The following is a 477-nucleotide window of genomic DNA, read 5'->3' as shown; positions in this document are numbered from 1 at the left end:
CGCCGCAAAGAATAGGCGTATTTTATTTTGCTTTTTCATACCTCTGCAATACTCTGCATGATGAATTGTAATGTAATAGTATATTTAATTAGACGGTAAATATTGTACCGATAACCTTGGACTTCTAATCCTTGCAGTGTTTCAATACTAAGTAGTATTTCTTTGACAACCTATGGTAGCCTTAATCAGCATTAAACATTCAAACCTTAGTTATCATAAATACATAAATAACCATACTTATTGGTTTAAAAATATACCTAATGACGCCTTTTTTTGTCTTTCACAAGGATCGATCGAAGGGGTGGGGGAATATTGTTCCAAATTTTCGCAGCGGTAAATCTGAAACTACCTTCAATAATTTTCAATACCAAGCCTTCAACTATTGTTGTTTTACCAACACCTGGTTCTCCGACATATAAAGGGTTATTTTTTCTGCGTCTTAGCAAGATTTCTATAGTGCGATTTAATTCATAATCA

At 33.3% G+C, this 477-nt stretch carries 1 pseudogene; it reads right to left on the bottom strand.

Going from position 1 to position 477, the window contains the following annotated elements:
- Window positions 1–281: 281 nt before the first annotated feature.
- Window positions 282–477, bottom strand: a pseudogene (locus ACJ5GX_RS03805) (hypothetical protein); the annotation flags it as partial.

It is taken from the genome of Wolbachia endosymbiont of Tuta absoluta (assembly GCF_059414725.1).
The sequence above is the reverse complement of the archived record's forward strand: the minus strand, read 5'-3'. Positions and strand labels throughout refer to the sequence as shown.